25 protein-coding genes are annotated in these 23,349 nt (G+C 58.9%); 14 read left to right on the plus strand and 11 right to left on the minus strand.

The genetic code is table 11. The annotated features are described in order from the left end of the window. Nucleotides 1-41: 41 nt before the first annotated feature. Both AABB31_RS02805 and tkt read right to left on the minus strand, forming a co-directional pair. The gene (locus AABB31_RS02805; RefSeq protein ID WP_342075938.1) at nt 42-608 is read right to left on the minus strand and encodes a DUF4329 domain-containing protein; all 567 of its coding nucleotides are present in this window, start codon (nt 606-608) and stop codon (nt 42-44) included. Between the two features lie 96 nt (nt 609-704). Beyond that, on the minus strand, nt 705-2,723 hold the full coding sequence (gene tkt / locus AABB31_RS02810) for a transketolase (protein WP_342075937.1): 2,019 nt from the start codon (nt 2,721-2,723) through the stop codon (nt 705-707). A gap of 255 nt (nt 2,724-2,978) precedes the next feature. On the opposite strand from tkt, the gene AABB31_RS02815 reads away from it, so the two are divergent. From AABB31_RS02815 to AABB31_RS02825, 3 genes are all read left to right on the plus strand, one after another. Further along, complete coding sequence (locus AABB31_RS02815) at nt 2,979-3,446, plus strand: hypothetical protein (protein ID WP_342075936.1); 468 nt, start codon at nt 2,979-2,981, stop codon at nt 3,444-3,446. Further along, entirely contained in the window at nt 3,433-3,825 is a 393-nt protein-coding gene (locus AABB31_RS02820) for a cell division protein ZapA (RefSeq protein ID WP_373635399.1), read from the plus strand. The genes AABB31_RS02815 and AABB31_RS02820 overlap by 14 nt, the downstream gene beginning before the upstream one ends. Nucleotides 3,826-3,951: 126 nt before the next feature. Continuing rightward, on the plus strand, nt 3,952-4,368 hold the full coding sequence (locus tag AABB31_RS02825; RefSeq protein WP_342075935.1) for a VOC family protein: 417 nt from the start codon (nt 3,952-3,954) through the stop codon (nt 4,366-4,368). A 30-nt stretch (nt 4,369-4,398) separates the two neighbouring features. Here the strand turns inward: AABB31_RS02825 and grxD are convergent, their stop codons facing one another. From grxD to AABB31_RS02855, 6 genes are all read right to left on the minus strand, one after another. Then, nucleotides 4,399-4,758 (minus strand): Grx4 family monothiol glutaredoxin, encoded by a 360-nt coding sequence (gene grxD / locus AABB31_RS02830; protein WP_342075934.1) that lies wholly within the window; start codon nt 4,756-4,758, stop codon nt 4,399-4,401. A gap of 6 nt (nt 4,759-4,764) precedes the next feature. After that, nucleotides 4,765-4,995: a BolA/IbaG family iron-sulfur metabolism protein gene (locus tag AABB31_RS02835; protein ID WP_342075933.1), complete on the minus strand. Its 231-nt coding sequence runs from the start codon at nt 4,993-4,995 to the stop codon at nt 4,765-4,767. Between the two features lie 78 nt (nt 4,996-5,073). Further along, entirely contained in the window at nt 5,074-7,233 is a 2,160-nt protein-coding gene (purL, locus tag AABB31_RS02840; protein WP_342075932.1) for a phosphoribosylformylglycinamidine synthase subunit PurL, read from the minus strand. 151 nt (nt 7,234-7,384) lie between these two features. Then, nucleotides 7,385-7,582, minus strand: coding sequence for a CsbD family protein (locus tag AABB31_RS02845; RefSeq protein WP_342075931.1), 198 nt, complete (start codon nt 7,580-7,582; stop codon nt 7,385-7,387). Between the two features lie 344 nt (nt 7,583-7,926). Further along, a complete protein-coding gene (locus tag AABB31_RS02850; protein ID WP_373635400.1) occupies nt 7,927-8,112 on the minus strand; it encodes an HAD-IA family hydrolase in 186 nt (61 codons plus the stop codon). A 114-nt stretch (nt 8,113-8,226) separates the two neighbouring features. Continuing rightward, nucleotides 8,227-9,132 (minus strand): LysR family transcriptional regulator, encoded by a 906-nt coding sequence (locus AABB31_RS02855; RefSeq protein ID WP_342078904.1) that lies wholly within the window; start codon nt 9,130-9,132, stop codon nt 8,227-8,229. A gap of 148 nt (nt 9,133-9,280) precedes the next feature. On the opposite strand from AABB31_RS02855, the gene AABB31_RS02860 reads away from it, so the two are divergent. From AABB31_RS02860 to AABB31_RS02910, 11 genes are all read left to right on the plus strand, one after another. Next, nucleotides 9,281-12,697, plus strand: coding sequence for an indolepyruvate ferredoxin oxidoreductase family protein (locus tag AABB31_RS02860; RefSeq protein ID WP_373635401.1), 3,417 nt, complete (start codon nt 9,281-9,283; stop codon nt 12,695-12,697). A gap of 94 nt (nt 12,698-12,791) precedes the next feature. After that, on the plus strand, nt 12,792-13,694 hold the full coding sequence (locus AABB31_RS02865) for a lysophospholipid acyltransferase family protein (RefSeq protein ID WP_373635402.1): 903 nt from the start codon (nt 12,792-12,794) through the stop codon (nt 13,692-13,694). After that, entirely contained in the window at nt 13,672-14,484 is an 813-nt protein-coding gene (murI, locus tag AABB31_RS02870) for a glutamate racemase (protein ID WP_373635403.1), read from the plus strand. The genes AABB31_RS02865 and murI overlap by 23 nt, the downstream gene beginning before the upstream one ends. Nucleotides 14,485-14,536: 52 nt before the next feature. Next, the gene (gene argC / locus AABB31_RS02875; RefSeq protein ID WP_342075930.1) at nt 14,537-15,565 is read left to right on the plus strand and encodes an N-acetyl-gamma-glutamyl-phosphate reductase; all 1,029 of its coding nucleotides are present in this window, start codon (nt 14,537-14,539) and stop codon (nt 15,563-15,565) included. Further along, nucleotides 15,562-16,029, plus strand: a complete 468-nt coding sequence (gene ccmE / locus AABB31_RS02880) for a cytochrome c maturation protein CcmE (RefSeq protein WP_342075929.1) — start codon at nt 15,562-15,564, stop codon at nt 16,027-16,029. Before argC ends, ccmE begins: the two co-directional genes overlap by 4 nt. A gap of 45 nt (nt 16,030-16,074) precedes the next feature. Then, nucleotides 16,075-16,686 carry a holin-associated N-acetylmuramidase gene (locus AABB31_RS02885; RefSeq protein ID WP_342075928.1) on the plus strand — a complete coding sequence of 204 codons (612 nt, stop codon included), beginning with the start codon at nt 16,075-16,077 and terminating at the stop codon, nt 16,684-16,686. Next, entirely contained in the window at nt 16,677-17,198 is a 522-nt protein-coding gene (locus AABB31_RS02890; RefSeq protein ID WP_342075927.1) for a holin family protein, read from the plus strand. Before AABB31_RS02885 ends, AABB31_RS02890 begins: the two co-directional genes overlap by 10 nt. After that, complete coding sequence (locus tag AABB31_RS02895) at nt 17,188-17,391, plus strand: hemolysin XhlA family protein (protein WP_342075926.1); 204 nt, start codon at nt 17,188-17,190, stop codon at nt 17,389-17,391. The genes AABB31_RS02890 and AABB31_RS02895 overlap by 11 nt, the downstream gene beginning before the upstream one ends. Before the next feature lie 92 nt (nt 17,392-17,483). Further along, nucleotides 17,484-19,457 (plus strand): heme lyase CcmF/NrfE family subunit, encoded by a 1,974-nt coding sequence (locus tag AABB31_RS02900; protein WP_373635404.1) that lies wholly within the window; start codon nt 17,484-17,486, stop codon nt 19,455-19,457. Further along, entirely contained in the window at nt 19,454-19,894 is a 441-nt protein-coding gene (locus AABB31_RS02905; RefSeq protein WP_373635405.1) for a cytochrome c-type biogenesis protein CcmH, read from the plus strand. The genes AABB31_RS02900 and AABB31_RS02905 overlap by 4 nt, the downstream gene beginning before the upstream one ends. 72 nt (nt 19,895-19,966) lie before the next feature. Next, the gene (locus AABB31_RS02910; protein WP_342075925.1) at nt 19,967-20,743 is read left to right on the plus strand and encodes an enoyl-CoA hydratase-related protein; all 777 of its coding nucleotides are present in this window, start codon (nt 19,967-19,969) and stop codon (nt 20,741-20,743) included. 32 nt (nt 20,744-20,775) lie between these two features. On the opposite strand, the gene AABB31_RS02915 is transcribed toward AABB31_RS02910, so the two are convergent. The 3 genes from AABB31_RS02915 to AABB31_RS02925 all read right to left on the minus strand — a co-directional run bounded on the left by AABB31_RS02915 (nt 20,776) and on the right by AABB31_RS02925 (nt 23,287). After that, entirely contained in the window at nt 20,776-21,273 is a 498-nt protein-coding gene (locus AABB31_RS02915) for a DUF2087 domain-containing protein (protein WP_342075924.1), read from the minus strand. Nucleotides 21,274-21,433: 160 nt separating this feature from the next. Then, nucleotides 21,434-21,940: a GNAT family N-acetyltransferase gene (locus AABB31_RS02920; RefSeq protein ID WP_342075923.1), complete on the minus strand. Its 507-nt coding sequence runs from the start codon at nt 21,938-21,940 to the stop codon at nt 21,434-21,436. 48 nt (nt 21,941-21,988) lie between these two features. Continuing rightward, the gene (locus AABB31_RS02925; RefSeq protein WP_342075922.1) at nt 21,989-23,287 is read right to left on the minus strand and encodes a citrate synthase; all 1,299 of its coding nucleotides are present in this window, start codon (nt 23,285-23,287) and stop codon (nt 21,989-21,991) included. Between the last annotated feature and the right edge of the window lie 62 nt (nt 23,288-23,349).

The following is a 23,349-nucleotide window of genomic DNA, read 5'->3' on the forward strand; positions in this document are numbered from 1 at the left end:
ATGTTAGCGATAAAGTTTGCTGTTTGCGCTAACTGGTGACGCTAACGGAACCCGCGTTCGATCCGGCGCAGCTCTGCCACGGTGTAGCGGGTGGCGCGCGGGTCGTTGCGCCCCGGGACAAACATCGGGTCAGTTGTCACGCAACGCGCACCACAAATCAGATCTGCGACCCCGGTTTGGCCATCAATCCGCCATAGCCGCCCGCCCGGGGTGCTGACATAATCGTCAAGCAGGAATGCACGCGCACTGGTGATATCAACGGAAGACGGGATTTCGTTAAGGTAATTTGGCAGATATCGCCCATGGGTGTGATATGTGGCTACGGCGGTCTCGGCGACCTGATAGGCGCATCCATCAGCAGTCCCGCGCACCGGTGGCGTTGCCGCCAGCGTGCCATCCACGCGCTTGATGAAATTCCCGCAATATTCCCGCCCTTGCGAGATTGAAAGCGGCTGAAGCTGGTCCAGAAACCGCTGCGCAAACTGGTCTATATCCGTTGCGGGTACTACGGCAGCCGGCGGTGGTGCAGGCGCGGCTTGCGGGGCCACACAGGCGGTCAGTGCTGTGGCTGCCAGCATGGCAAGGCCCGCAAGGCGTGAACGGTACATGTGATCAGGCTCCGTCAGCGATATGACCGGCATGCCCCATCGCAGACCAGTTGTTGCAAGCGCGGCGGCAACATGTCTTTGCCGCCGCGTCCCATATTATCCGATCAACGCCTTGACCGCCGCGGCCGTGTCCGCCGCCGTAATGCCGAATTCTTCGAACAGTTTCGCAGCGGGCGCGGATGCGCCAAAGCCCGACATGCCGACAAAACCAGCCTTCTTGGCGTTTCCGCGCTCGCCAAGCAACCACTGGTCCCAGCCCAGACGCACACCGGCCTCGATCCCGATCCGCACAGGGCCGGCTGGCAGCACACGTTTGCGATAGGCCTCGTCCTGTGCTGCGAAAAGCTCCCAGCATGGCATTGAAACAACGCGGGTGCCGATCCCTTCGGCCTCAAGCAGGTCGCGCGCGGCCATGGCCACCGAAACTTCCGAGCCTGTGGCCATCAGGATCGCCTGCCGCTTGGCCGTTGCATCCGCAAGCACATAGGCACCCTGGGCTGTCAGGTTCTTTGTCTTGTGCTCGAGCCGGACGGTGGGCAGCCCCTGCCGGGACAGGCACAGCACAGACGGCGTTTTTGTCGATGTCAGCGCCATTTCCCAGGCTTCGGCTGTTTCGATTGTATCTGCCGGCCGGAAGACATTCATGTTTGGGGTCGCGCGCAGCATTGCCAGATGTTCGACAGGTTGGTGGGTGGGGCCGTCTTCGCCCAGCCCGATGCTGTCATGGGTCATGACATAGGTTGTCGGCACACCCATCAAGGCGGACAGGCGCATCGCACCACGCGCATAGTCGGTAAAGCACATGAACGTGCCGCCATACGGCCGCGCACCACCATGCAACGCCATCCCGTTCATTGCTGCAGCCATCCCGTGTTCGCGGACGCCGTAATAGATATAACGCCCTTTGCGATTATCGGGGTGGAACACGCCAAGGTCGGCAGTTTTCGTATTGTTCGACCCGGTCAAGTCGGCCGATCCGCCAATTGTTTCCTTCATGATCGGATTAACCACTTCCAGTGTCATTTCGGAGGACTTCCGGGTCGCGACCTTTGGCTGGCTGTCGGTCATCTGCTTTTTGAACGCACGGATCGTTGCGGAAAGCCGTTTGGGGGCTTCACCTGCATAGGCCCGGGTGAATTCGGCTTGCTTGGCAGCGGACAGGGCGGCAAAACGGTCTTCCCATGCGGCCCGGGCCGCGGCACCGCGTGCGCCCATCGCCTCCCACTGGGATTTGACCCCGGCGGGGATTTCGAATGGCCCATATGTCCAGCCATAGGCGTCCTTGGTCGCCTGAAGCTGTGCTGCATCCGTCAGCGCGCCATGCCCCTTAGAGGTGTCCTGTGCTGCATGGCCCAGGGCGATATGGGTCTTGCAGGCAATCATGGACGGGCGCGGGTCTTTCTTGGCGGCGGCAATGGCTGCGTCAATGGTCGCCGGGTCATGCCCATCAATGGATTGCACATGCCAGCCCGACGCCGCAAAGCGCGCGCCCTGATCGGTGATATCGGCCATATCGACCGTCCCGTCGATGGTGATGTTATTATTGTCGAAGAACACAATCAGGTGGCCCAGCTTTTGCATCCCGGCCAGCCCGATGGCTTCCTGGCTGACGCCTTCCATCAGACAGCCATCACCTGCCATCACATATGTATGGTGATTGATGATCTTCTTGCCCCAGGCCGCACGCTGGATTTCTTCGGCAATGGCAAAGCCGACGGCGTTGGCGATCCCCTGACCCAGTGGGCCGGTTGTTGTCTCAATCCCGCGGGCATGGCCAAATTCCGGATGGCCGGCGGTGCGCGCACCCCATTGGCGGAAATCCTTGATCTGCTCCAGCGGCATGTCTTCGTAGCCGGTCAGGTACATCAGCGCGTACAGCAACATCGACCCATGCCCTGCGGACAGGATGAACCGGTCGCGATCTGCCCAATCAGGGGCCTTGGGGTCAAAATTCAGATGGTTTTCGAAAAGAACGGTTGCCACATCGGCCATGCCCATCGGCATGCCCGAATGGCCGGAATTCGCAGCAGCGACCGCATCAAGGGTCAATGTGCGGATGGCGGCGGCTTTCATCCAGTGATCGGGGTTCGCTGTGCGCAGTGCTGCAATATCCAAGGTTTTGTCCTGTTAACAAAATGTGAATGACACGGGTCAGGCAGCGTCATATCAGGGCAGCCCTCAAGATCAAGCATCGCCGTGCCTGATTGGTCGGTTGTTTGCCGCGCCCATCGCGATGCCGTACCCTTTCGGGCAAGAGTACGATTCGCGGTTTGGGATTGTTTCCACGCTGTTGCGATGCGGACTTCATTTGAGGCGGCAAAATTGTCGCGTGGGGCAAGCTCCGGTCACATGGGGCGAAAGGACAGGCAAATGGAAGATATCGGAGCGCTGGAAAGCCGGATTTTGGCGGCGCTGGACCGGATAGGGACAGCGGCTGGGGCAAAAGGCGGTGGCGATGAACAGGCCGCGTTGAGCAAGGCCCTGGCACATGAGCAGGCCAAGAATGTCGAATTGATCGACAGCGCACGTGCGCTAAAAGATCGCCTGGATGCTGAAATCGCGCAACTGACCGACAAGTTGGCCGCCCAAACAGCGCAGATCGAGCAGCTTGATACCGACCTGCAGCGCCTGCGCGCATCGAACACCCAACTGCGCGAGATGAATGCCGATATGCGGCAGGCCATTACCACCGGCAAATTCCCCGAGGTCGCGGATGCCGCCAAGGATGCGGAAATTGCAGCCCTTGCCGCACAACGCGCTGCTGACGCCGCCGAGATCGAGGCCGTTCTTGGCCAACTGACACCCTTGCTGGAGGAGGCCGCGCATGCCCCAGGTTGAGATCAAGATCGGTGGACGTGTCTTTGAAGTGGCTTGTCAGGAAGGCGAAGAGCATTTTCTGCAATCTGCTGCGGCCATGCTGGATGGCGAGGCCGCGCATCTGTCCGACCAGATCGGTCGCATGCCCGAGGCGCGCATGCTGCTGATGGCGGGCCTGATGCTGGCGGACAAAACCGCCGGGCTGGAAGAGCAACGGAAATCCGCCGAGGCCGAGGCCGCAAAACTGCGTGCCGAGATCGAAACACTTCAGGCACGGCCCGCGCCGGAACCCGACCGGGTCGAAGTACCGGTTGTGCCTGCCAATGTGACAGACGCGCTGGGGGAAATCGCAGCCCGTGCCGAGGCTTTGGCCGCGCAGCTTGAGGGTGCATCGTCCTGACACGGGGCATGTCCGCGGGCGGTTGGGCTCTTGGCGTCACTGGTGTGCGGCGTGTTTGAATGGTCTCTATAATGAAGCGGCAGGATACGTGCGCTATATAAGCCAGACCAACAAAGGCCACATCATATGATCGCTTATGTCACCGTCGGCGCTAATGATCTGGGCAAAGCCAGACGGTTCTATGCTGCGTTTTTGCCCACGCTTGGCTATGATTTCAAAGAGGGGCCCGAGGGCCTGAGCTACGCCTTGCCTGTCCCGCCGGGCCAGTCCCCAGTTTCGCCTGATTTCTACGTTAAGCCGCCCTTTGATGGGGCGTCTGCATCGGCCGGGAATGGTGCGATGGTCGCGTTTGAGGCCCGCAATCAGGCCCAAGTGCGCGACCTGCACGCGGCGGCCCTTGCCGCTGGTGGTGTGGATGAAGGTCAGCCGGGCTTTCGCGCGTCTTATGGGCCGCGTTTTTATGTGGGCTACCTTCGCGACCCGCAGGGCAACAAAATCGCGCTATTCTCAAGCAATCCGAACGAGCCGGGGCGCGACGGATAGGCCGGCCTTGGCGGACCGACCTTGCGCCGATCAGGCGTTGGCTTCGCGGATTTTGTCGGCGGCTTCCTGGTCGAAGGTCACGCCATTTTCCGAAAACAACGTGTCAAGTTCGCCTGACAGGGTCATTTCGGTGATGATGTCGCAACCGCCCACAAACTCACCCTTGACGTAAAGCTGCGGGATTGTGGGCCAGTCGGAATAATCCTTGATCCCTTGACGGATCGCGTCATCGGCCAGCACATTCACGTCGCTATATTCGACGCCCATGAAATTCAGCACGCCTGCCACGCGGGACGAAAACCCGCATTGCGGCATCGTCTTGGTGCCTTTCATGAACAGGACAACATCGTTTGCGGTGACGGTTTCTTTGATCTGGTCTTGGGCTGTCATAAGTGACTACTCCGGTACTTTCGTGGTCAGGCCGAGCGCGTGAATTTCGCCGCTATCGACTTTGGGTTTGATGACGGCCATCACGGCCCGTTGCTGTTGGATGCGGTTCATGCCGCGGAAACTTTCGTCAATGACCAAGCCCTGAAAGTGCACGCCATCATCCCCCTCGATCTGGATCGTGGCATCCGGAAAGCTTTCGCGCAGCAGCATTTCGATTTCGTGGGCGGTGATTGGCATTGGTGTCCTCGTCTTTGATCTCAATCTAGGGGCGCATCCCGCGGGGGACAAGGCGCAGTCGGTACCATGTGGTCCAGATCAGGCGACTGCGGCCTCAAATGCGCTGCGGAATATCTGCGCCAGATCAGCAAGAGGCGCTGTTTGCCCCCCAAAGCCAATCTGATCGCCGCCGGCCTTTCCGATGGTCGCCAGTGTCAAACCCGCCTGACCGGCAGCAAGCATCAAGGCCTCGGCCTGATCGAAATTGCACGCAATCAGATAGCGTGCCTGATCTTCGCCGAACAGGGTCGGGGTGTCGTCGATATCGAGCTGAACACCGACGCCCGCAGCCTCGGCCAGTTCAAAGGCGGCGAGGGCCAGACCCCCATCGCTGAGGTCGGTACAGGCGGTGATCAATGCATGATTGGAGCGGATAAAATCGCCATTGGCCTTTTCCTGCGTCAGATCGACAGACGGCGCGTCCCCGTCGGCGCGCCCGTAGACTTCGGCCAGGAACGCCGATTGGCCCAGATGTCCGGTGGTTTCACCCAGCAAGAGCAGAACATGCCCATCGCGGATGATCCCGTTAATCATCTGATCAGGGTGGTTGATGATGCCGACCGCGCCAATTGTCGGCGTTGGCAGAATGCCGGTGCCGTCTGTTTCGTTATAAAGTGAGACGTTGCCGGAGACGATGGGCATATCCAGCGCCTTGACCGCTTCACCGATCCCTTGAATGGCCCCGACGAATTGCCCCATGATCTGCGGCTTTTCGGGGTTTCCAAAGTTCATGTTGTCGGTGGTGGCCAGTGGGGTCGCCCCAACCGCGGTCAGATTGCGATAAGCCTCGGCCACGGCTTGTTTGCCGCCTTCGACAGGGTTGGCCTTGACGTAGCGGGGGGTCACATCGCTGGTGAAGGCGAGTGATTTATCGGTCCCGTGGACCCGCACGATGCCGCTGCCCGCGCCCGGCGTGCGAGCGGTGTCGCCCATGACCTGTTGGTCATATTGTTCATAGACCCAATGCTTGGCCGCGTAATTCGGGCTGCTGATCAGTGCCTTCAGACCGTCAATAGGGTGCACGCCGGGGATGTCGCCCAGCGGGTCAGCGGCTGGTGTGGGTTCCCATGGCCGGTCATATTCGGGGGCGGAGCCGGAGAGGGTGGCAAGCGGCAGGTCTGCTTTGATTTCTCCGTTGTGTTGGACAATGAACCGGTCCTCGGCAATCGTTTCGCCGACAATGGCAAAATCGAGGTCCCATTTTTCGAACACGGCCCGGGCCTCGGCTTCTAGCTCTGGCTTGAGGACCATCAGCATGCGTTCCTGACTTTCAGACAGCATCATCTCGTAGGCGGTCATGTTGTCTTCGCGTTGTGGTACGGCGTTCAGGTTCAGTTTGACCCCAAGCCCGCCTTTGTCGCCCATTTCCACTGCAGAGCAGGTGAGGCCGGCGGCCCCCATATCCTGGATCGAGATCACGGCGCCAGTTGCCATCAGTTCAAGGGTCGCTTCCATCAGACGCTTTTCGGTGAACGGGTCACCGACCTGGACGGTAGGGCGTTTTTCCTCAATCGTGTCGTCAAATTCGGCGCTGGCCATGGTGGCACCGCCGACGCCATCACGCCCTGTTTTGGCACCCAGATAGACGACCGGCATGCCGATGCCAGAAGCGGCGGAGTAGAAGATCTTGTCGGCATCCGCGAGGCCTGCGGCAAAAGCATTCACAAGGCAGTTGCCGTTGTAAGCCGGATCAAAACGGACTTCGCCGCCGACCGTGGGCACGCCAAAACAGTTGCCGTAGCCACCGACGCCAGCCACAACGCCGTTGACGAGTTGCTTGGTTTTAGGGTGATCGGGTTCACCGAAGCTAAGGGAATTCATCGCTGCAATAGGGCGCGCACCCATCGTGAAGACATCACGCAGGATGCCACCCACGCCGGTCGCGGCCCCCTGATAGGGTTCGATATAGCTGGGGTGGTTGTGGCTTTCCATTTTGAACACAACGGCCTGGCCGTCGCCGATATCAACCACGCCCGCGTTTTCGCCCGGGCCGCAGATGACTTGAGGGCCTTCGGTCGGCAGAGTGCGTAGCCATTTCTTGGATGATTTGTACGAACAATGTTCGTTCCACATCGCCGAGAAAATGCCGAGTTCGGTAAAGCTGGGCGTCCGACCGATGATGTCGAGAATGCGTTGGTATTCATCGGGGCTGAGCCCATGGGCGGCGATCAGATCATCGGTGATGGCTGGTTCTTGCATTCGTGTTCCCCTCAGACGCTTGGGCGACCCTTTATGCCAAGGGGCGGACGGGGGCAACGGGTTAGCGTTTGTGCGCCGCGCCGGCCGGACAACGCGGCAACAAAAAAGCCGGGCGAGGGGCCCGGCTTGGATCTTGGGTGCTGGAAGGACGTCAGAGGCTGTCGATAAAGTCGTTCACTTCTTTCTTGGCCTGTTCCTTGGATTTTCCGTATTTGGCCTGAATCTTTCCTTCCAGCGCTTCGCGGTCGCCTTCGACCTGATCGAGTTCGTCGTTGGTCAGGTCGCCCCATTTCGATTGGGCTTGGCCTTTGAATTGCTTCCAGTTTCCTTGGATTTGGTCCCAGTTCATAACGTACTCCCTTACATTGCGTTGACACCGGACAAACGCGGCAATGCAGCGGACGTTCCGCCTGAGCGAAAAAAAAAGCCGGGCACGAGGCCCGGCGAAGTCCAACAGGGAGGTGAAGATGATGCGCTATTCAGCAACATCGCCTTCGATTGATGAGATAGGGTGCGTTATTTGACCAATCAAGAAAAAATCGGATGAAAGTTATGCAAAGCCGCCATGTGTTGCGTGCATGGCTCATAAGGTGTTGTGGTTTAAATCGGTCACAACGCGCCGGAAATTAGACCCTGCACAAGCAAGAAGGTCTGGTAGTGCTTTGAAATTATGGCGTTTTGCGGAAAGTCAACCTATAGAATATCTATATCTCTCAAATCATCTTTAAGCTGTTTGGCCGTCTGGAAAAGAATTCCATTGATGCCAAGTCTTTCAGCACCAGCGATATTTTTTGGGCTGTCGTCAATAAATAGGCAATCCTGTGGCCGCAATGCATTACGTGCGAGCAACAGTTGGTAGATCGCGGGCGCAGATTTCACTTTGTCTCAGCGGCGTGGGCCGCTTGTCCTTAGAACACCATGGCCTACGCGTCCCAAACCACTGATATTTTGTGAAATCTGCGCTGGCGACATGGAATGGATGGGTCCTGACCACTAAGCAGTGGCGGCCTCCCTGATCTTGCGGCGGTGTGTAATGATCTCGTCCTGGACGAAATCGCGGAAGGCGCTGATCCGTTTGCTTTGGCGCAGTTCTTCGGGATAGGCGAGGAAGACGGGCACTTCGCCACTTTCAAGATCCGGCAGGATGCGGACCAGATCAGGAAAGTCATCGGTGACATAGTCGGGCAGGACCCCGACGCCGATATTGTTCAAGACCCCCTGCAGAACCCCGAAGTAGTTGTTGACGGTGAACAAGTTGGGGATGTCGTAGGTCATCAGGTGCTGAACCAGCGTCGCACCGGCCGCCACCTGAATGGAATTCAGACTTTGACAGATCAGGCGGTGATTTGCGATTTCTTCAATATCTGTAATGCCGCCATTCATTTCCAGATAGGGGCGTGACGCGTAAAGCCGCATCCGCACGGACATCAACCGCTTGCGGATCAGGTCGGCCTGTGACGGCTCTTTCATCCTGATCGCCACGTCAGCTTCGCGCATCGGCAGGTCCAGCACGCGTTCTTCCAGCATCAGGTCGATTTTCAGGTCGGGATATTGCTCGTACAGTTTTGGCAGTCGCGGGGCCAGCCACAGGGTTCCGAAACCGGTTGTCGTTGTGACGCGCAACTCGCCAAAGACTTCTTCTTCGCTGTCCTTGATGCGGGCTGATGCGGCTTCCAGCCGCTTGTTCATGGATTTGGTCGCATCAAACAGCAATTCGCCCTGTTCGGTCAGAATCAGCCCCCGCGCGTGGCGGTGAAACAGGGTGGTATTCAGCGATTCTTCGAGCGCCCTGATCTGCCGGCTGACCGCAGATTGCGACAGATGCAGCACATCACCGGCATGTGTCAGCGACCCTGCATCGGCAACCGCGTGAAATATTCTTAGCTTGTCCCAGTCCATCACGAGGTATCACCATTACCGTTATCGCTAAAATTGAAGGTTAGTTACGCGCATATGGGTTTTCGATCAAATCATTGTGGCGGTTATTTTCCGCTTTGTAGGTCAGCATATTTGACCTATAATGGAATTGCGTTTGGGAGGGTGCCGCATGAGCGACCAGAAAATCTCGTTGAATGACCGCTACGATCTGGCGAAATCGCCGGTGTTGCTAAATGGCACGCAGGCCCTTGTGCGGCTGATGTTGATGCAGCGGGCCCGGGATGCGGCGAAGGGGTTGGACACTGCAGGTCTTGTGACCGGATATCGCGGATCGCCCCTTGGCGCCGTTGATATGCAGATGACCCGGGCCAAGAAGGTGTTAGAGCCTGCGCAGGTCACCTTTCAACCCGGGTTGAACGAGGATCTGGCCGCCACTGCGCTTTGGGGCGCCCAACAGGCCGAACTGCGCGGCGAAGGGCGGTATGACGGCGTGTTCGGCCTTTGGTACGGCAAGGGACCGGGTGTCGACCGGTCCGGCGACGTGATGCGCCATGCCAATATGGCCGGCACCTCGCCCTTTGGCGGGGTAGTCATGGCGATGGGCGATGATCACACTGGTGAAAGTTCGACCACCTTGCATCAATCCGATTGGGCGATGGTGGATGCCTACATGCCCATTGTCTCCCCCGCCGGTGTGCAGGAGATCATGGATTACGGGCTCTACGCCTGGGAATTGTCCCGCTATGCCGGGGTGTGGGTTGGCCTGAAAACGATGAAGGACACGATTGAGGTCACATCCGTCGTTAATGGCGACCCGCATCGTTTGTCTTTTGTCCGCCCCAATATGGAACTGCCGGAAGGCGGGTTGAACATTCGCCTTGTTGACACCCCGCAGCTGCAGGAAGCGCGGATGATTGACTACAAACGTTTTGCCGCAGAGGCGTTCAGCCGTGCCAACAAGATGGATCAGCGCAAGTGGGGCAAGCCCGGCGCGCGGATCGGCTTTGTCGCGGCGGGCAAGAACTGGCTGGATCTGCAGCACGCCTTGTCGCTGCTGAATGTGGATGAGGCCGCAGCCGAACGGCTGGGCATCACGACATACAAGGTTGGTCAGGTCTGGCCGCTGGACATGGCATCCTTTCATGAATGGGCCGAGGGTCTGGACCTGATCGTGGTAGTCGAGGAAAAGCGCAAGCTGATCGAAGTCCAGGTGAAAGAAGCGCTGTTCGATGATCGGCGGGGCCGCCGCGTCTATGGCTGGCACAAGGGGGATGAGCATTCCGAAGGCCGCCGCGAAGAGGTGTTTCAGACCAAATCCGATCTCAACCCGATTGTGATTGCGGAAAAACTGGGCGGCATCCTTGTCGAGGAAGGCTGCGGATCAGACGGGATCACGGCTGGACTTGCGGCCCTGTCAGAGGCCCGGCGCGCTGACAACGCGCCCGAGATTGCGGCCCGGCTGCCCTATTTCTGTTCAGGATGTCCGCATAATTCATCGACCAAGGTCCCTGACGGCTCACGCGCCTATGCGGGCATCGGCTGTCACTACATGGTGCAGTGGATGGATCGCGAAACCGTTGGCTTTACCCAAATGGGCGGTGAGGGCGCAAACTGGGTGGGCGAGGCGCCGTTTTCGACCCGCGACCACGTTTTCCAGAACCTCGGCGATGGGACCTATAACCACTCTGGCGTGCAGGCCATTCGCTTTGCCATGATGGCTGGCACGAATATCACCTATAAAATCCTCTATAATGACGCGGTCGCCATGACCGGCGGGCAGGGCAATGATGGCGGTCTGACGGCGGATCAGATTTGCCGTGAATTGCTGGCCATGGGGGTGCGCAATGTCGCACTGGTCTATGACGAAAAGGAAGATGTCGATCTGGCCGCATTTCCCAAGGGGTTGGATGCGAACCTGCGGGCCGAGCTTCCCGCTGTGCAGGAGAAATTCAGCAAATACAAAGGTGTGTCTGCCATCGTTTATGTGCAGACATGTGCCGCCGAAAAGCGGCGCCGGCGCAAACGCGGCCAATTTCCGGACCCCGACAAGCGCGTGTTCATCAACACAGATGTGTGTGAGGGATGTGGCGATTGTGGTGTGCAGTCCAATTGCGTGTCGATTGTCCCTGTCGAGACCGAATTGGGCCGTAGGCGCGCCATTGATCAATCATCCTGCAACAAGGATTTTTCCTGTGTGAACGGCTTTTGCCCATCTTTTGTGACTATTGAAGGGGCCAAGATCCGCAAGGAAGCCACCGCAGATGTCGATTTGCCCGACATGCCTGACCCTGCACTTCCCGATATTCATGGCACCCATAATGTGGTCATCACCGGCGTTGGCGGCACCGGCGTTGTGACAATTGGGGCGGTCATGGCGATGGCGGCCCATATCGACGGCAAGGGTGCGGGCATGATGGAAATGGCGGGGTTGGCCCAAAAGGGGGGTGCCGTTCATATCCATTGCCGGATTGCGCAAAGCCCCGGTGATATCAATGCGATCCGCGTCGCGACAGGCGAATGTCATGCGCTGATCGGCGGCGATCTGGTTGTGTCCGCCGGTTCCAAGACGATGGGTCTGATGAAGACCGGACAGACAAAAGGCGTCGTCAACGCGCATGAGATCATCACCGGCGATTTCACGCGGGACACGGAATTCAAGCTGCCGGCGGATCAATTGCAGGTCGCGCTTGAGGCGCGGCTGGGCGAGGGGCTTGCGATGTTTGATGCCTCCGCACTTGCCAAGGTCCTGCTGGGTGACAGCATCTATTCCAACATGATGATCTTTGGCGCGGCCTGGCAGATGGGTGCAATCCCCGTCAGCGGCGACGCGATCAGGCAGGCCATCACGTTGAACGGTGCAGCAGTGGAACGCAATTTGCGCGCGTTTGAGCTGGGCCGCTGGGCCTATTTGCACCCTCGGGACGCTGACGGATTGCTGGCCCCGAATGTGGTGTCATTGCCCAAATCACTGGACGAAAAGATCGCCTTTCGTGCCGATCATCTGGTGGCCTATCAGGGCAAGCGCCTTGCCACGCGATACCGCAAACTGGTGGATCAGATCCAGGATCCTGACCTGAAAGAGGCGGTGGCCTTGGGGTACCACAAGCTGTTGGCCTATAAGGATGAATACGAGGTCGCCCGGCTGCTAAGCACGACAATGGACAAGGCCAAGGCCGCGTTTGATGGCGATCTGACCCTGACCTATCACCTTGCGCCGCCGATGGTGTCCCGCACCGGTGCCGATGGCCGCCCTGTCAAAAAGGAATACGGGGCCTGGATGGCCGCGACCTTTCCAAAGCTGGCCAAGTTGAAATGGCTGCGCGGCACCATGTTTGATCCGTTTGGGCGCACGGCCGAACGACGGATGGAGCGGGCGCTGATCAAAGAGTATGAGGCGGATATCGCCACGGTTTTGCAGATAGTGCGCCCTGACACACGGGACGCCGCAATCGCCTTGGCGCGGCTGCCGCTTGATATTCGCGGCTTTGGACCGGTCAAAGACGCCAATGCGCGCAAGGCGGCCAAGCGGCGCGAAGAGCTGCTATCGGTTTTGCGTGCCTCACCACAACGGCAGGCGGCGGAATGAATTCTTAGGATTTGCGGCGCATCCTGATATCGCCCCTGTCAACAAATCGTCATATTCGGGGTCTACCTTTCCAAGCCATACTTGGGAGAACGTCATGAAAGATCATCAGGTCGCGCGCGACATTTCCTATGCCAGTGCCGCGCGTGGCCGTTCGGGCCGCGCGATGATCCGGATCATGGAAAACGCGACCGGTCGATTGCGACTGATCCGCAAGGCGCGCGGCTATGATCTGGATGTGGCCTCTGGCCAGGATTTCTGGGAAGTCATCGCCGACCGCTATGGGCTGAAACTGGATGTTGTTGGCGGGACGCTTGAAAATATTCCGCGCTCCGGTCCGCTGATTGTGGTGTCAAACCACCCCTATGGCATTCTGGACGGGCTGATGATGGGTCGTATCCTGTCGGAACGGCGCGATGGTGACTTTCGGGTTTTGGCCCATCGCATCTTCCGCCGCTCTGCCGATCTTGAGCGCGTCATCCTGCCGATTTCCTTTGACGAAACCAAGGAAGCTGCTCGGCTGAACCTTGAAACCCGTGCAGAGGCTGTTCGCTATCTGAATGCGGGCGGGGCGGTTGGTATTTTTCCGGGCGGTACTGTGTCCACTTCGGCAAGACCGTTTTCACAGCCCATGGACCCAAGCTGGCGCACATTCACCGCCAAGATGATCGCCAAGTCCGGCGCCACCGTGGTGCCGGTCTTTTTTGACGGACGTAACAGCCGCCTGTTCCAGCTTGCCAGCCATATTCACAGCACGTTGCGAACCGGTATGTTCATCCGCGAGTTCAGGGCGCGGATCAACAAACCGGTGCGGGTTGTCGTTGGTGCGCCGATCCCCGCTGAACAATTGGCAGCCTTCAAAAAAGACCCCAAAGGCTGCATGGATTTCCTGCGCAAAGCCACGTATGAGTTGAGTCCAAGCCCGATGGATACCTCCCGTCTGGGGCATGAGTTCGAAGACAAATACAAGGTGCGCAATGGCGGTCGGCATATTCGATAGCGGCTTGGGTGGGTTGACGGTGCTGGATGCCGTTGCCAATCGCCTGCCTGATGTCCCGCTTGTCTATCTGGGCGATAGCGCAAACGCGCCATATGGCGTGCGGACGCCGGATGATATCTTTGCGTTGACCTGTGCGGCCACCCAGCGCCTTTTTGATGCTGGATGCGATCTGGTGATATTGGCCTGCAATACGGCCTCTGCCGCCGCGCTCCGCCGGATGCAGGAAGCCTGGGTGCCATCTGACAAGCGTGTTCTAGGTGTGTTTGTGCCAATGATCGAGGCACTGACCGAACGGCAATGGGGCGACAATTCCCCCCCGCGCGAGGTTGCGGCCAAGCATGTGGCCCTGTTTGCGACGCCTGCAACTGTTGCCAGCCGCGCCTTTCAACGCGAACTTGCGTTCCGTGCCATCGGCGTTGATGTCGAGGCGCAAGCCTGCGGCGGTGTTGTCGATGCGATCGAGGATGGAGATATGATCCTGGCGGATGCTCTTGTGCGCAGCCATGTTGACGCGTTAAAACGCAAGATGCCTCAACCGGACGCGGCCATTTTGGGATGCACCCATTATCCGCTGATGGAAAAAGAGTTTCAGGATGCGTTGGGTGCGGATGTGAAAGTATTCAGTCAGGCCAATCTGGTGGCCGAAAGCCTTGCCGACTATTTGATCCGGCGCCCCGAGATGGTCGGACCGGGCGCCGATAGCGCGTTTCTGACAACCGGTGATCCGAAACAGGTATCCAGCCGGGCGACACAGTTCTTGCGACGACAGATCACATTCACTGCCGCTTGATTTGCGCCCGACGGCGCGTTTTCCTACATCTGATCCCAAAGGGGACCACGACATGACCCATAACGTCGCCATTCTTGGCGCTTCTGGTTACACCGGTGCCGAACTTGTTCGGCTGATCGCAACGCATCCCAGCCTGAAGATTGTCGGCCTGTCCGGCAATTCCAAGGCTGGCCTGCATATGGCCGAGGTATTCCCGCATTTGCGCCACCTTGATCTGCCGCGCCTGACAACCATCGACGAGATGATTTTTGATGATGTGGAGATCGTCTTTTGCGGGCTGCCGCATGCCACATCACAACAGGTGATCGCCTCACTTCCGCAGTCTGTCCGTGTGGTCGACATGTCGGCCGATTTCCGGCTGCGGGATCCGGCGGATTATGAAAAATGGTATGGCAAGCCTCACGCCGCACCCGAATTGCAAAAGACTGCCGTGTATGGCCTGACCGAGTTTTACCGTGACCAGATCAAGGATGCCCGGCTGGTTGCCGGCACCGGCTGCAACGCCGCGACCGGGCAATATGCGTTGCGCCCGTTGATTGCCGCCGGTGCGATTGACCTTGATCACATCATCATCGACCTCAAGGCGGCTGTGTCGGGGGCAGGGCGTGCGCTGAAAGAAAACCTGCTGCATGCGGAACTGTCCGAGGGGGCGCATGCCTATGCCGTGGGCGGCACCCATCGGCATCTGGGCGAGTTCGATCAGGAGTTTTCGGCCGTGGCAGGGCGCCCGGTGCACGTGCAGTTCACCCCGCATCTGATCCCCGCCAACCGCGGCATTTTGGCCACCACATATGTTCAAGGCGATGCGTCCGCCATATATGACACGTTGTCGGTGGCTTACGCTGACGAGCCGTTTATCAAGGTGCTTCCCATGGGCCAACACCCGTCCATCAAACATATCCGGGCATCAAATTTCTGCCATATCGGTGTTGTGGCGGATCGGGTGCCCGGCCGCGTGATGGTGATTGCCGCATTGGACAACCTGACCAAGGGCTCGTCCGGTCAGGCGCTGCAAAACGCCAACCTCATGCTGGGCCTGCCGGAAACGGACGGTCTGATGCAGGCGCCGGTATTCCCATGAGCGGGCTGAAATCCCTCAAAAAACGGCGACGCATCCAGGTGATGAGCATTGCAGGCGTCTGTATCGCGCTGGTGCTGGTGATCTTGTGGTTTCTACCCGATGACAGTTTCCAGTTCTTCCGCTCGCCGTCCGAAGTGGCCGAAATGCCGCCTGCACCGACAGAGCGGTTTCGCATCGGCGGTCTGGTGGAACCCGGCAGTCTGGTGCGTGGGCAGGGCGAGCAGATCAGCTTTGCCGTGACTGATGGCGGCGCAAGCGTCAATGTCGTATATAGCGGCATCCTTCCCGATCTTTTTGAAGAGGGGCAAGGCATGGTTGCGCAGGGGAACTACATCAACGGTCGCTTTGAAGCTGTTGAAATTCTTGCAAAACATGATGAAACCTACATGCCCGCAGAAGTCATCGACGCCTTGAAGGAACAAGGCACATATGTTGCACCGGACGATGCCGTGGTAACCAATTAACACTTTCGGCGCAGCCTTGATGTCCAACGGATATGAGGGTTGCCCATGCAGAACGTCACTGAAATTGCGACCGAGATCGTGGCCCGCGAAGGCGGCTATGTAAACGACCCCGATGATCCGGGTGGTGCCACCAAATATGGCGTCACCATTCACACCATGCGCCGCTTGGGGCTAGACCTGAACCAGGATGGCAAGGTTGATGCCGCCGATGTGCAGGTTTTGAGCAAGGACCAGGCGGTCGCGATCTTCGTGCAGCACTATTTTCACAAACCACGGATTGATCAGCTGCCCGCGGCGATACAGGCGTCTGTGTTTGACATGTATGTGAACGCTGGCAGTCATGCGGTGAAGATTTTGCAGCGCCTGCTGGGTGACATGCGCATCCCGGTGACGGTTGATGGTGCCATTGGCCCGCAGACGATTGCGGCCATTGAAAAGGCCTACGCCGCCGCACCCGATCATCTGGCAGATGCTTACGGCATCGCGCGGCGGAACTATTATTATGATCTTGCCGACAGGCGCGTGAACAGCCGCAAATACGCCCGTCGCCGCGATGGGGGCAAGGGCGGCTGGATCAAACGGGCAGAGGAATTCATTGCCCCACGCTATCATCTGACTGATGCGCAACACCGTCAAAGGACAGAAAAATGGGGCTGATCAATGGGTTGATGACCTTTCTTTTCGGCGACGGGCGCAACATTGTCGCCGAAACCGCCGAAATCTTTCGCGAGAACACCGAGAAAGGTGCAGAACGCGCAGCACATGCCCGCAGCGAAAGCCTGCAACAATTCGCGGCAGAGTTCGTGCATCCGCGCCGTGGGGTGTTTGACCGCTTTGTTGATGCGCTGAACCGCTTGCCGCGCCCCTTTCTGGCATTGGGGACGATCTGGTTGTTTGTGACAGCGATGCAAAACCCCGAGGCCTTTACCGAAGGAATGAAAGGCATCGCATTGGTGCCGGAACCCCTGTGGTGGTTGATGGGGGCGATTGTCAGCTTTTACTTTGGCGCCCGGCATCAGGCAAAGGGGCAGGATTTTCAGCGATCCGTCGCCCGCAGCCTGATGATTGCACAACACCTCAAGGCGCCCGAGGCGCCGCAGCCAGCGGCCACCGCGCCCGCTCCGCCGAACGCGGCCCTGACGGATTGGCAGCAAAACAATGGATCATGATCGGCTTGACGCGCTGGAACGTCGCATGACCGCACTGGAAACCCGCAATGCTGTCAATGATGTCCATCGGGGCAATGTCTCGGACAGGTTGGGCGCCATCGAGGATACGCTGAAATGGCTGGTCCGGTTGATCATTGGCGGGCTTTTGATGGCGGGGCTTGCGTATGCCTTGCAAGGTGGCTTTTCCACCTGACGCATCGAGGGCAGCAGCAGCGGCAATTTGTACCGCAGTCGTGATTTGGTCTGCTATGTTGCCCGCCGCCTCTTTGCGCTATGTGTCTGGTCATGTTGATCGAACTTGGACATTTCGCGCTGATTCTCGCCTTTGGGGTTGCCATCGTGCAGATGATCGTACCCATGGTTGGCGCGCATCGCGGCCATGTCGGATGGATGTCGGTGGCAGAACCTGCCGCGACCGTCCAATTCCTGCTGGTCAGCTTTTCATTTGCCGCGCTGACATGGGCGTTTGTGACGTCTGATTTCTCGCTTCAGCTTGTTTACGCAAACTCGCATACCGACAAGCCGATGATCTACAAGATCACCGGTGTCTGGGGCAATCACGAAGGGTCCATGCTGCTGTGGATGGTGATCCTGGCGCTGTTCGGGGCCTGTGCTGCATGGTTTGGGGACGGGCTGCCGACGCGGCTGCGGGCGCGGGTGCTGGCGGTGCAGGCCTCTATCTCTGTCGCGTTTTTCGCCTTTTTGATATTCACCTCAAACCCGTTTTTGCGCCTGGCTGTGCCGCCGCTGAACGGGCGTGACCTGAACCCGCTTCTTCAGGATCCGGGCCTCGCGTTTCATCCGCCCTTTCTCTATCTCGGCTATGTCGGGCTGAGCATGTCGTTTTCCTTTGCGGTCGCGGCCTTGATCGAGGGGCGCGTTGATGCGGCATGGGGACGCTGGGTGCGCCCATGGACACTGGCCGCCTGGATGTTTCTGACGGTTGGGATCGCGCTGGGATCATGGTGGGCGTATTACGAGCTGGGCTGGGGCGGTTTCTGGTTCTGGGACCCGGTCGAGAATGCCTCGTTCATGCCATGGCTTATTTCGGCGGCTCTGCTGCATTCGGCCATTGTGGTCGAAAAGCGCGAGGCGCTGAAAAGCTGGACGATCCTGCTGGCGATCCTGGCATTCGGCTTTTCGCTTTTGGGTGCGTTCATTGTGCGATCCGGCGTGCTGACATCGGTGCATGCCTTTGCCAACGACCCCGAGCGGGGGATGCTGATCCTGATAATCCTTGCGATTTTCCTGGGCGGTGCGCTGACCCTGTTTGCATTCCGGGCCGGCGCCATGGAGGCCAAGGGCGTCTTTTCAGTGGTCAGCCGCGAAAGCGCCCTGATCCTGAACAATATTCTGCTGGCTGTCAGCTGCTTTGTCGTCTTTATCGGCACCATCTGGCCGTTGATTGCTGAGATTTTGTTCGACAGGACCCTGTCGGTCGGCCCGCCGTTTTTTGATGCGGCCTTTACCCCATTCATGGTGGCGATTGCGATTGTCCTGCCGCTTGGGTCGATCATCGCATGGAAACGCGGAACGCTTGGCCGCGCGGCCAAGCCCTTGGGGGCGTGGCTGTGCCTTGCCGTGGCACTTGCCGGGCTGACTTATGCGGTCCAAAGCGGTGGGTCTGCCCTGGGCCCGATTGGCGTTGCCTTGGGCATCTGGGTGTTTGGCGGCGCGGTCGCCGATCTGTGGATGCGCAGCGGCCGCGAAGGCTGGCTGAGCCGCTTGCGCCGGATCGCTCGCATGCCGCGTGCCGAATGGGGAAAGGCCACCGCGCATATCGGAATGGGTGTGACAATTTTTGGCGTCGCCGCCATGCTGGCCTGGGAACAGGAGGATATCCGCATCGCCGATATCGGGGATCGTTGGGATGTCGGGCAGTTTGCGTTTCAACTGGACGAGGTCGCGCAATTGGAGGGGCCAAACTACGTGACCACGATGGCCACCATGTCGGTTTGGCGTGGGGACACCCAAATCGGCGTTCTTGCGCCTGAAAAACGGTTCTACCCCGTCGCCAATATGCCCACGACCGAGGCTGCGATCAGCAACGGTATCCTGCGTGACATCTATGTGGTTGTGGGCGACCCGCAGGCAACCGGCGGGTGGGCCATCCGGGTCTATATCAAACCCTTTGCCAACTGGATCTGGGGGGGCGCGATTTTGATGGCGCTTGGGGGGTGTTTCTCGCTCTCTGACAGGCGGTTGCGGGTTGGGGCCGCAGCGCGCAAAAAGGCACCCAAGGCGGTGCCCGCAGAATGAGACGGCTGCTGATCATTCTGGTGATGCTCGCATCCCCGCTTTGGGCCGTCGAACCGCATGAAATCCTGGACGATCCGGCGCTGGAGGCACGGGCGCGGGCATTGTCGCAGGAACTGCGCTGCCCGGTCTGCCAGAATGAAAGCATCGACGAATCCCATGCGACGTTGGCGCAGGAGTTGCGTGTGATCCTGCGCGAGCGTCTGGTGGCCGGCGATACCGATGCCGAGGCGGTGGATTACATTGTTTCGCGCTACGGTGAATTTGTATTGCTGCGGCCCGATGCGCGGGGCGCCAATCTGATCCTGTGGCTGGCACCGATCGGATTGCTTGTTCTGGCGCTGGGGATCGGATGGGGGGCCATCCGCAAGCGGGCCCCGGCCCCGGAGGCGCTGTCGGACGAAGAAAAAGCGGAATTGGCCAAAATATTGCGATCCTGACGCGCCGTTCCTCTTTCCTGAACCGATCAGTTCATTACTGTAGGCGCAACGCATTCATGGGGGACCCGGGCTATGGACTATCAAGCAATCACACTTGTCATTCGCAATTCAGTTGCGATGCTGACGTTGAACCGTCCCAAATTGATGAACGCGCTGAACACGCAGATGCGGGCCGAGATCACGCACGCGATGAAAGTCGCCGAAAAAGAGGCCCGCGTCGTGGTGATCACGGGTGCGGGGAACGCATTTTGTTCCGGACAGGATCTGGGCGATGGCGAGTCGGCTGTGTCGCTGGATATGGAACGCACGCTGCGCGACGAATATGTGCCGATGCTGAAGTCCATTTTCGACTGCAGAGTACCGACCATTTCGGCGGTCAATGGCCCTGCCGCGGGGGCTGGGGCAAATCTGGCGCTGGCTGCGGATGTGGTGATTGCATCTGATGATGCCTATTTCATTCAGGCCTTTACCCGGATCGGGCTGATCCCTGATGCGGGCGGTACTTATTGGCTGCCCCGCCAGATGGGGGCGGCCAAGGCAATGGGTGCGGCACTCTTCGCCGACAAGATCAGTGCGACCCAGGCCGCTGATTGGGGGATGATCTACGAAACCGTGCCGGCGGTCCAGTTTGTGGAACGTGTACAGGGCCGGGCGGCCCATCTGGCGCAGGGGCCAACGGTTGCCTACCGGCAGCTGAAAAAGGCGATCCGGGGCTCGTTCGAAAACTCGCTGGATGACCAACTCGCGCTCGAGGCGAAATTGCAGGGCCGGTGCGGACAGACCCGTGATTTTCAGGAAGGTGTCGTTGCATTCCTCGAAAAACGGCCCGCGCGCTACGAAGGACGCTAAGGGCTGGCCCCGCCAATAGGCGGGACCTTACCCTAAACCGCGCCGATCAAATGCAGGGCGTCAGGTGGTGGCTGTTGTTCAATGCGCCGGTAGGTCTTGCCGTCTTTGGTGCGGCTGACAAGCCGATGATCAATCAGCGACCGGCGCAGCAAAGCATGATCGCCAAAGCTGTGCCCGGCTTTTAGGATCGCGTTGACCTCCTTTTCGGACAAATCCGCCCGCGGAGGCAAAGCCGCCCAGAACACCCATAGACACAGCCCCTGTACGGCGGTTTGCTTGGGCCACCGGATCATGATGCCGGCGTCAAAGGTGCGCAGGGCGCGGTCCAGCTTTTTGCTGCCGGGCAGTTTGGGTGCCGTTGGTTTCGCGGCCCGCAGATGTTGATAATTGTCATAGCCCGCCGCCTTGGCCACCAATGCCAGCATCTTGGCGTGGCCGGGTGGTTTTTCCATTTGCAACAGGCTGTTACGCAGCGCTTTTGTAAAGGCTGACAGGTCGTCAATTGTAATTGCTATCGTCTCGCGTGGCATGGTCTGGCCTTTTGTCATACATGCCGGATCCCGGTGCGGGAATTGATGGTCGCCCTTGTCGTCCGGCTGAAAAGGTCAGCTGTCCGTGATTGCCAATGTCAGGTTTAGCGTGACCCGGTTGGGTCGGCGACGCCTTGGTGAACTGATGACCGTCCTTTGCTTAGCCCAATGGGGCCGGACGTGGCAAGGCAAAGTAGACGCTGTCGGACCAGACGCCATTGATGCAGAATGTGTTTTTGGCCCGGTGGGTTTCCGCAAAGCCCAGTTTTTGCAGCAACCCGCAAGAGGCGGCGTTGTTGGGGTCTGCATCGGCGGTCAGCCGGGCATGATCCGTTGTGGTAAAAAGATGGGGAATGATCGCCCGCATCGCCTCGGTCAGGATACCTTGCCGCCAATAGCGCGGATCAAGCATGAACCCGATTTCGTCGTCGCGAAAATTGCCCGCATTGCCAATATAACTGTCGTTCAGGGTGATCTGGAAATTCACAGGGGCCGCGGCCCAGGCTGCGATCCGGCGGTCCAGAAGGTCCTTGGTGATCTGGGGTGTTTCATGCGGCGGGGTCGACCAATAGCGCATCGCATGCGGATCGCTATAGACTGCAAACATCCGGTCCAGATCTTCGGGCAGTGGTGCGCGCAAGATCAGCCGTTCGGTCAACAGGCGCATTGATCCGCCCCCCTTATGAAAAGGGCCGCCCGAAGGCAGCCCCATACGTCATCCGCGTTTCTCGATATCCACATAATCGCGGGCCATCTCGCCAAGATAAAGCTGACGGGGCCGGCCGATGCGCAATTGTGGATCGGCAAGCTGCTCTTTCCATTGTGAAATCCAGCCCACCGTCCGGGCAAGGGCAAAGATTGGCGTGAACATGGATGTGGGAAAGCCCATCGCCTCGAGGATGATGCCGGAATAGAAATCCACGTTCGGGAACAGTTTCTTGTCGGCAAAATACGGATCGGCCAGTGCCTGTTTTTCCAGTTCCTTGGCGACCTGCAGGATCGGGTTATTCTCGACGCCCAAAAGATCCAGCACTTCGTCCGCGCTTTCCTTCATCACGGTCGCGCGGGGATCAAAGTTCTTGTAGACGCGATGGCCAAAGCCCATCAGGCGATAGCTGTCATTCTTGTCCTTGGCGCGTGCGATGAATTCCGGAATGCGGTCTGGCGTGCCGATTTCCTTGAGCATTTCAAGGCATGCCTGGTTTGCGCCACCATGGGCCGGCCCCCACAGGCAGGCGATGCCAGCGGCGATACAGGCAAACGGGTTGGCACCCGAGGATGAGGCAAGGCGCACGGTCGATGTCGATGCGTTCTGCTCGTGATCCGCGTGCAGGGTGAAAATCCGGTCCATCGCGCGGGACAGGATCGGGTTGACGTTGTATTCCTCGGCCGGGACGGAAAAGCACATATGCAGGAAGTTGGCCGCATAATCGAGATCATTGCGCGGATAAACGAAGGGCTGCCCGACCGAATATTTATAGGCCATTGCCGCAATCGTCGGCATTTTGGCGATCAGGCGGATCGAGGCCACCTCGCGCTGATGCGCGTCGGTGATGTCGGTACTGTCATGATAGAATGCCGACATGGCCCCAACGACACCGACCATTGTCGCCATCGGGTGCGCGTCGCGGCGGAACCCACGAAAGAAATTGTGCATCTGTTCGTGGATCATGGTGTGGTTGGTCACCAGCGACTCGAATTTTTCCAGCTCTTCCGCTGATGGCAATTCACCGTAAAGCAGCAGGTAGCAAACCTCGAGGTAGTGGGACTTGCTGGCCAACTGATCAATGGGATAGCCGCGATGCAGCAGCACACCTTCTTCGCCGTCGATAAAGGTGATGGTGCTGTCGCAAGCCGCGGTCGAGGTAAAGCCAGGGTCGTAGGTGAACACGTCGGCCTGGCCATAAAGCTTGCGGATGTCGATGACATCGGGGCCGCCGGTGGGGGAATGAACCGGCAACTCATAGCTTTCGCCGTTGATGGTCAGTGTCGCGGTTTGTGTGTTTTCTGCCATTTGTCTTCCCCTTGTGGACCAGCGCATTGGCGGCGCGGGTGCGGCTGCGTCTTGGATGTCCA

Source organism: Yoonia sp. SS1-5, assembly GCF_038443705.2.
GTDB classification, from domain to species: Bacteria; Pseudomonadota; Alphaproteobacteria; order Rhodobacterales; family Rhodobacteraceae; genus Yoonia; species Yoonia rhodophyticola.

Bases quoted from the DNA above. Each gene is read 5' to 3' on its own strand.
- AABB31_RS02805 (WP_342075938.1), bottom strand. From the start codon at position 608: ATGTACCGTTCACGCCTTGCGGGCCTTGCCATGCTGGCAGCCACAGCA.
- AABB31_RS02815 (WP_342075936.1), top strand. From the start codon at position 2,979: ATGGAAGATATCGGAGCGCTGGAAAGCCGGATTTTGGCGGCGCTGGAC.
- AABB31_RS02820 (WP_373635399.1), top strand. From the start codon at position 3,433: ATGCCCCAGGTTGAGATCAAGATCGGTGGACGTGTCTTTGAAGTGGCT.
- AABB31_RS02825 (WP_342075935.1), top strand. From the start codon at position 3,952: ATGATCGCTTATGTCACCGTCGGCGCTAATGATCTGGGCAAAGCCAGA.
- grxD (WP_342075934.1), bottom strand. From the start codon at position 4,758: ATGACAGCCCAAGACCAGATCAAAGAAACCGTCACCGCAAACGATGTT.
- AABB31_RS02835 (WP_342075933.1), bottom strand. From the start codon at position 4,995: ATGCCAATCACCGCCCACGAAATCGAAATGCTGCTGCGCGAAAGCTTT.
- purL (WP_342075932.1), bottom strand. From the start codon at position 7,233: ATGCAAGAACCAGCCATCACCGATGATCTGATCGCCGCCCATGGGCTC.
- AABB31_RS02845 (WP_342075931.1), bottom strand. From the start codon at position 7,582: ATGAACTGGGACCAAATCCAAGGAAACTGGAAGCAATTCAAAGGCCAA.
- AABB31_RS02855 (WP_342078904.1), bottom strand. From the start codon at position 9,132: ATGGACTGGGACAAGCTAAGAATATTTCACGCGGTTGCCGATGCAGGG.
- AABB31_RS02860 (WP_373635401.1), top strand. From the start codon at position 9,281: ATGAGCGACCAGAAAATCTCGTTGAATGACCGCTACGATCTGGCGAAA.
- AABB31_RS02865 (WP_373635402.1), top strand. From the start codon at position 12,792: ATGAAAGATCATCAGGTCGCGCGCGACATTTCCTATGCCAGTGCCGCG.
- murI (WP_373635403.1), top strand. From the start codon at position 13,672: ATGGCGGTCGGCATATTCGATAGCGGCTTGGGTGGGTTGACGGTGCTG.
- argC (WP_342075930.1), top strand. From the start codon at position 14,537: ATGACCCATAACGTCGCCATTCTTGGCGCTTCTGGTTACACCGGTGCC.
- ccmE (WP_342075929.1), top strand. From the start codon at position 15,562: ATGAGCGGGCTGAAATCCCTCAAAAAACGGCGACGCATCCAGGTGATG.
- AABB31_RS02885 (WP_342075928.1), top strand. From the start codon at position 16,075: ATGCAGAACGTCACTGAAATTGCGACCGAGATCGTGGCCCGCGAAGGC.
- AABB31_RS02890 (WP_342075927.1), top strand. From the start codon at position 16,677: ATGGGGCTGATCAATGGGTTGATGACCTTTCTTTTCGGCGACGGGCGC.
- AABB31_RS02895 (WP_342075926.1), top strand. From the start codon at position 17,188: ATGGATCATGATCGGCTTGACGCGCTGGAACGTCGCATGACCGCACTG.
- AABB31_RS02900 (WP_373635404.1), top strand. From the start codon at position 17,484: ATGTTGATCGAACTTGGACATTTCGCGCTGATTCTCGCCTTTGGGGTT.
- AABB31_RS02905 (WP_373635405.1), top strand. From the start codon at position 19,454: ATGAGACGGCTGCTGATCATTCTGGTGATGCTCGCATCCCCGCTTTGG.
- AABB31_RS02910 (WP_342075925.1), top strand. From the start codon at position 19,967: ATGGACTATCAAGCAATCACACTTGTCATTCGCAATTCAGTTGCGATG.
- AABB31_RS02915 (WP_342075924.1), bottom strand. From the start codon at position 21,273: ATGCCACGCGAGACGATAGCAATTACAATTGACGACCTGTCAGCCTTT.
- AABB31_RS02920 (WP_342075923.1), bottom strand. From the start codon at position 21,940: ATGCGCCTGTTGACCGAACGGCTGATCTTGCGCGCACCACTGCCCGAA.
- AABB31_RS02925 (WP_342075922.1), bottom strand. From the start codon at position 23,287: ATGGCAGAAAACACACAAACCGCGACACTGACCATCAACGGCGAAAGC.